A 6,511-nucleotide genomic window follows, 5' to 3' on the forward strand; every position below is an offset into this window, starting at 1 on the left:
GCACCTAATCCAAAAATCCCCAGAACCGGGATTTCTGGATTAGGAGACTTATGCTTCGATTGCTAACCGCTTGGACTCGCGCACTTTTTAAGGAACATTTAAGTTTATCTTGATATTCTGATTTGCATTGGGAAAACGGCGGCTACACAGTATAATTACCAGTAAGTTGTTTTTTAATGAAAATTAAGGCAGAAATCTCCTGAATTTATTCAGGCAGATGAATGCCTCTGCTGGTCACCTGCGGTGACCAATTTAGTGGATTGATTATCGATAGATTTTCAATCACTTTGCAGCTCAGATTCCCTAAAGTATTCATGTAAACCCTATTTGACCAAAGGTGCGTCCCAGCGGATCATACTTGATTACGGGCTATCTGGCACCACGCTCACGTTTGCGCATGATATAATCGTAGTATGGAAATATGAAGCGAGGTGAGAACCGTGGTATCGATGGCCAAGCTGGACTATCATTATGGGTTGAAGATTCGAATTTACCCCAGTGATCGACAGAAGCAAATCATCAAGGTGAATAGTGATGCTAGCCGGTTTATCTACAATCAGATGGTGGCCAGTAACCGCGAACTTTATCAACTAAAACGAGTTAAATTACCTGTTGAGTTGGTGCAAAATCGCATTCAGCAGCTGGAAGCTCGCCAAAATGCCAAACAGCTATCTAACCACTATCAGTTTTTAGCCGACCCCCGGATTGATAGCTTGACCAAGGCCAATGCCATTCAGAATTATCGAAAAGCCTGGCAGGCTTTTCGTCAAGTGCACACCGCCGGGGTGCCCAACTTTCACCGTAAAAGTTATGCATGGAAATACCAAACCAATTGTCAGTACCCTGGGCAAAAATCGGCTCAGATGACCAATGGAACCGTGCGGTTCTTGGATGCAAAACATGTTCAGGTACCAAAGCTTGGCCGGTTGCGGATAAGCGGCGCTCATCAGCGACTATTGAAGCGCGATGAGACGCAAGCAATTCGGATTGGGACGGTGACGATCGCTAAAGATGCGGCTGACCGCTTCTTTTTATCCATGCAATTAGGCTCAAAAAAACCATTTGTTGAACCGGTGCTAATTCCACATCAGGCCGTGGGGATTGACTTAAATACCGAAAATTTTCTGACAACGAGTGACGGTGACGTCATTGCCAACCCGCGGTATTACCGGACGATTAAAGCTAAATTAGCCCGAGAACAGCGGAAGCTGTCCCGCCGTCAAATGCGCGCTAAGAAAGAACACCGGTCATTGTGGACAGCCAAAAATTATCAACAGCAACGGCAATTAGTCGCAAAACTCCATAATCAAGTTCGCCGCCAACGGCAGCACTTTCTCCAGCAACTTTCAACGACACTCATCAAAAGCCACGATCTGGTCGTTGCCGAGGAGCTCCGGAGTAAAAATCTGTTACGCAATCATGCCTTAGCCATGAGCATTGCCGATGTCGGCTGGCGGACTTTTCTTGGGATGCTGAGTTATAAAGCGGATCTGTATGGAATAACGTTTGTGACCGTGAATCCGAAAAACACGACGCAGATGTGTAATCAATGTCGCTTCGTGATGGGGACGCAAGGTACCGAAAAGTTAACCCTCGCGGATCGTCAATGGCAATGTCCCCGCTGTGGCACTCACCATATTCGGGATCATAATGCCGCTCGGAACGTTTTAGCCAAAGGTCAAGCTCAATTAGTCTAAACTAGACCGTTCCTCTGGCAACCTGGGAACGTAAACGGCATTGGTAATTAGCCGGTCCCTGCTTAGATCACTGCGGTGGTCTAAGTAAGCTGGCTGTATCTATGCAAATTGTGGTCATGAAGCCGTTAGGTTTCAATGCTCACAAGCTCTTGACTTTAGTCAGGAGTGGTTAACTCTAAAAAGTGTAAAATCTATGGTGAATTATTAACGTTCATCAATTGCTTATCAATTATGTGAAATTGGAATTTAAATCAGAATGAGGTATAACAAACCATGAAAATTTTAGTTGTCGATGATGATAAAGAAATTGCTCAATTGCTTGAAATCTACATCCGAAATGAAGGCTACGAGCCAGTTTCTGCTTATAGTGGTAAAGAGGCTTTGACCCGGCTACGGACCGAATCTGACATTGGATTGATGATTTTGGATATTATGATGCCCGGCATGAGCGGAATTGAAGTCATCAAAGAGGTTCGTAAGGATTCTCAAATTCCGATTATCATCTTGTCAGCCAAAACCGAAGACATGGATAAAATCCAGGGCTTGATCAGCGGCGCTGACGATTACGTCACCAAGCCATTCAATCCACTGGAAGTCATGGCTCGGGTGAAGTCGTTATTGCGGCGGACCGAGGAACACGTTACCAATGATGCCCCAGACGTTTTGGACATTGGACCTTTGACTATTAATAAGGACTCCCATGAAGTTAAAACGATTACCGGCACGTTGATTCAATTGACTGCCTTGGAATTTGGAATTTTGTACTTGTTGGCCAGCCATCCCAACCGGGTCTTTTCGGCTGACGAAATTTTTGAACGCGTTTGGCGACAGGAAAGTATCGTTTCCGCTAAGACAGTCATGGTCCATGTGAGTCATTTACGAGATAAGATTGAAGAAGCGACTAACGGTGAAAAAGTTATCCAAACTGTTTGGGGCGTTGGCTACAAGATCGAATCACACTAATTTTAAAGAGGGATTACGTTGAAGCTAACCGGCCGTGAGAAAACTGAATTATTTTTGGAAGGGATCGTAACGGTCATTCTCCTTCTGTTATTAAACTTATCGATTGTGATTTTGATTAATCAATCTATTATGACCAACCCTGGCCTGCGGGATGGGATTTTTATCATTAAACGATCGATTTTAATTGGTCCGAATCATTACCATCTCTGGAGCTGGGAGAACATTTTCATCGCGCTGATGTTGGTGTTCGATGCGGCCGTCGTTTATTGGCGATTGATTCGGCGCTACCATCAAATGCAGTTGCGTCACATCATTACCGAGCTTCATTATATTGCCAACGGCCATTTGGATCATCGAATTAATTTTAAATTCAAAGACAATACGCAATCAGTTGTTGAAAGCATTAATGCGCTGGTTGATAGTGTTATCCACTCCATGGACGAGGAGCGGGCGATTGAGAGTTCCAAAGATGAGCTGATCACCAATGTCAGCCATGATTTGCGAACGCCGTTAACCTCGATTTTGGGGTATCTTGGCCTGATTCAAGATAAGCAGTACCATAGTGAAGAAGACTTGCTCAAGTATACTGAGATTGCTTATTTGAAAGCCAAACAAATGAAGTCCTTGGTGGATAATTTATTTGAGTATACCAAAGTCAAACAGACCGGGACGCCACTATCGATCAATAAGATTGACCTTAATCAGATGATGGAACAACTGGTCGCCAGCTTTGAGCTGGAAGCCAAAAAGAGTGGTCTGGCAATCTCTGCCAAAAATACCGAAAAGCCCCTCTACATTGAAGCGGATGCCGAAAAACTGGGGCGAGTCTTTAACAACCTGATTTCAAATGCGATTAAGTATGGCAAGGGTGGCCGCAACATCTTTTTGAGTGCCAGAATCGGCAAACCCGGTGAAGCGGTCATTGATGTTGCCAACGATGGGCCACAAATTCCCCAGAAGTCCCTTGACCAAATTTTTGAGCGCTTTTATCGAGTTGAGGAGTCCAGAAACAAAGATACCGGTGGCTCTGGCTTGGGCCTGGCAATTGCGCAGAGCATCATTGATCTGCACGGCGGCTACATTAATGTAACTTCGAGCCCTGAAATTACAACGTTTGCGATTCACGTTCCAATTAATCATGGTGATCATCTTTCAAAACCCAGCGACAAATTAAAAGGAACGCGGTAGAAGGGATGAAAATGAACTTACGATTTAAAGCGATCATTGCCTTAATAGGCACTTTTTTGCTGTCTGCAGGATTTGCGACCGGCGTTCAAGCGAGCTCCGTCACTGATCAACCGGCGATTGCTGCCAAAGCCGCGATTGCCGTTGATGCCAGAACCGGACAGATCTTGTATCAGAAAAACGCCCACCAAGCACTGCCGATTGCCTCAGTATCCAAGCTAATGACAATTTACATTGTTCATCAGCAAATCAAACAAAAGAAGTTAGCTTGGGATGACCAGGTGACCATTTCGCCAGCGCTTGCTAAATTGAGCACCGCTAGTGGGCTGACCAATGTGCCATTGACTGCCGGCAAGTCATACTCTGTGCGTCAGTTAGTCAATGCAACGTTGGTGGCCTCGGCCAATGCGGCTGCGTTGGCGTTGGGCCAGAAAGTTGCGGGAACGCCGGTGAAATTTGCGAAATTGATGAATCAAACGGCCAAGCAGATCGGAATCAAGGATGCTAAATTTTATAATGCCTCCGGGCTGACTAACAAGCTAACTGGGGGACTGGCATTGGCAAACGTGAGCGGGGATGCCGAAAATGAGCTATCCGCCAGCGATGTTGCCTTATTAGCCAGCAAACTAATCAAGGCTTTTCCGAGGGTGACTGAAATTACCAAAAAGACGGTCTCGACTTTTTACGGCACAGCAATTACCGGTCACAACCAGCTGCTTAACGATCACCAAATTGCCAAGGGCGTTGTGGTGGACGGCTTGAAGACTGGGACGTCCGATAAAGCCGGTGCTTGTTTCGTGGGATCAGCCACCCGCAAACATCACCGAATTATTACGGTGGTGCTTGGCAGTCGTAACAAGAGCGCGACCGATCCGGCAAGATTTATTCAAACCGCTAAGTTAATGCGGTACGTATTCACTGATCAGCATCCCATTACGTTAAGCAAAGGAAGCCAAATTAAAGGTGTTGGCAAAGCGGCTGTTCCGGATGGGAAACAGGTCGATGTTCAACCGGTTGTCAAGCAGACGACGTGGGTCTGGACGCCGAAAAATATTTCCAAGCAGCAAGTTCAGGGAAAATATGTCCATTTGAATCAAAAAATTGCTGCCCCGGCCAAGAAGGGGACGGCTGCCGGCAAGACTCAATTGACTTACGGGCAGGTTTTACCGAAATATTTGCAAGCTGATGAGGCTAAGGTTCAATTGGTTACCAACAAATCGATAAAAAAAGCCAACCCGTTCATTCTCCTATGGCGCGCGATTTTGCGACTGTTTTAGCAAAACATTTGGTTAAAAGTGTTTATTAATTTGGTGATATCCAATATAATTGTATCTGGATTGTGTTTACATGATTTTTACACGGGCTTACAGTCCTGAGTGCTTAATGATGGAGGAATCCTTTTGGGTAAAGACATAGCGAAATCTAGAGAGAAGCTTCCATATTGGCGTCGAATCCTTGATGCTTCGCTACCGGTAGATTTGAGTTACATTCCAATCGGCTTGGCGTGTGGAATTTTGCTGAACGCTTCTGGATTCAACGTGTGGACAACTTTAATGGTTTCAGTAATGGTGTTCTCAGGCGGGGCGCAATTTTTGATTGCGTCACTGCTGGCAACGAGTGCACCAATGTATTCAGTTATTTTGATGATGTTTTTCCTCGAACTGCGTTATGCCTTGCTGGGATCGAGTCTTTCCAAGTATTTGCATGGCCAGTCGCTTGGATTTACCGCTTTATTTGCGGCTTCAATGAATGATGAAAACTACGCACTTAATTATTTAAAATTTTCAACGGATAAGAAGTTTACGCCCAGGGAAGCCTTACACGTCGAACATATGACGTTGGTGTTTTGGACCATTAGTAATCTGATTGGCAGCCTGATTGGTAGTGCGATTCACATCGATTTAACCATTGTTCACTTTGCGCTAACAGCGTTATTCCTTTATATGATCGTTGTTCAACTCAAGAATGGGTTGATTATTCTGATCTGCATTCTGTCCGGGTTCTTGGCCGCTTACTTCATGGTACTGACCAAATCAACCCTCGGCCTGGTCATCTCAACCTTGGTCGCTTCGTTTATTGGTTTTATGGTGGAAGCATCAATCAGAAAATATTTACCGAACAGTGGCCTGCTGCGGCACCTCAAGAACCCGGCTGGCTCACCTGATGACGTTGATGAGTAGGAGTTAGAACGTATGGAATGGAACACGACACAACATGTTTGGTTGGTATTAGGGTGTTTTTGCGTGGCTTTTGCGCCGCGATTAATTCCCCTACTATTTTTTCGTACCCGAAAAATTCCCGTTTGGTTTAACGAATGGATGAGATATGTCCCGGTTTCACTATTTACTGCACTGGTCGTAAAGGACATTTTTATCACCCCGGACTACGTGGTTTCAATCGCTGGTCGGGCCCCGGAAATGATTGCGGCGGTTATCGTGATTGGAATTGCTTATTGGACGCGTTCAATGGCCATTTCGGTTGTGCTTGGATTGGGCGCCGTATTTTTGCTGGCGATGGTCGTGTGAAAATTTGACGAAATAAGATACATAGATCAATCAATAAGCCTGTGTCTTTACTCAGTTGGAATTCAGGCTCTTCGTCAACTGTTGTTGGTGAAACTAAATTCGAGTTCTAATCACTTTGTGATTAGGGCTCTTTTTGTTTTG

At 45.1% G+C, this 6,511-nt stretch carries 6 protein-coding genes; all 6 read left to right on the top strand.

Annotated features, from left to right (window positions below):
* Positions 1-440: 440 nt before the first annotated feature.
* The 6 genes from QUF07_RS08280 (at position 441) to QUF07_RS08305 (ending at position 6,370) form a co-directional block, all read left to right on the top strand.
* Positions 441-1,697 (top strand): RNA-guided endonuclease InsQ/TnpB family protein, encoded by a 1,257-nt coding sequence (locus tag QUF07_RS08280; RefSeq protein WP_217164194.1) that lies wholly within the window; start codon positions 441-443, stop codon positions 1,695-1,697.
* A gap of 273 nt (positions 1,698-1,970) precedes the next feature.
* On the top strand, positions 1,971-2,660 hold the full coding sequence (gene croR / locus QUF07_RS08285) for a response regulator transcription factor CroR (protein WP_217164166.1): 690 nt from the start codon (positions 1,971-1,973) through the stop codon (positions 2,658-2,660).
* 18 nt (positions 2,661-2,678) lie between these two features.
* Positions 2,679-3,848: a sensor histidine kinase gene (locus QUF07_RS08290; RefSeq protein ID WP_217164169.1), complete on the top strand. Its 1,170-nt coding sequence runs from the start codon at positions 2,679-2,681 to the stop codon at positions 3,846-3,848.
* Between the two features lie 11 nt (positions 3,849-3,859).
* Entirely contained in the window at positions 3,860-5,122 is a 1,263-nt protein-coding gene (locus tag QUF07_RS08295) for a D-alanyl-D-alanine carboxypeptidase family protein (protein WP_217164171.1), read from the top strand.
* 123 nt (positions 5,123-5,245) lie between these two features.
* The gene (locus QUF07_RS08300; protein WP_217164172.1) at positions 5,246-6,025 is read left to right on the top strand and encodes an AzlC family ABC transporter permease; all 780 of its coding nucleotides are present in this window, start codon (positions 5,246-5,248) and stop codon (positions 6,023-6,025) included.
* A gap of 12 nt (positions 6,026-6,037) precedes the next feature.
* Positions 6,038-6,370: an AzlD domain-containing protein gene (locus QUF07_RS08305; RefSeq protein ID WP_056983315.1), complete on the top strand. Its 333-nt coding sequence runs from the start codon at positions 6,038-6,040 to the stop codon at positions 6,368-6,370.
* Positions 6,371-6,511 lie beyond the last annotated feature (141 nt).

It is taken from the genome of Lentilactobacillus sp. TOM.63 (assembly GCF_030361045.1).
Classification (GTDB): Bacteria; Bacillota; Bacilli; order Lactobacillales; family Lactobacillaceae; genus Lentilactobacillus; species Lentilactobacillus dabitei.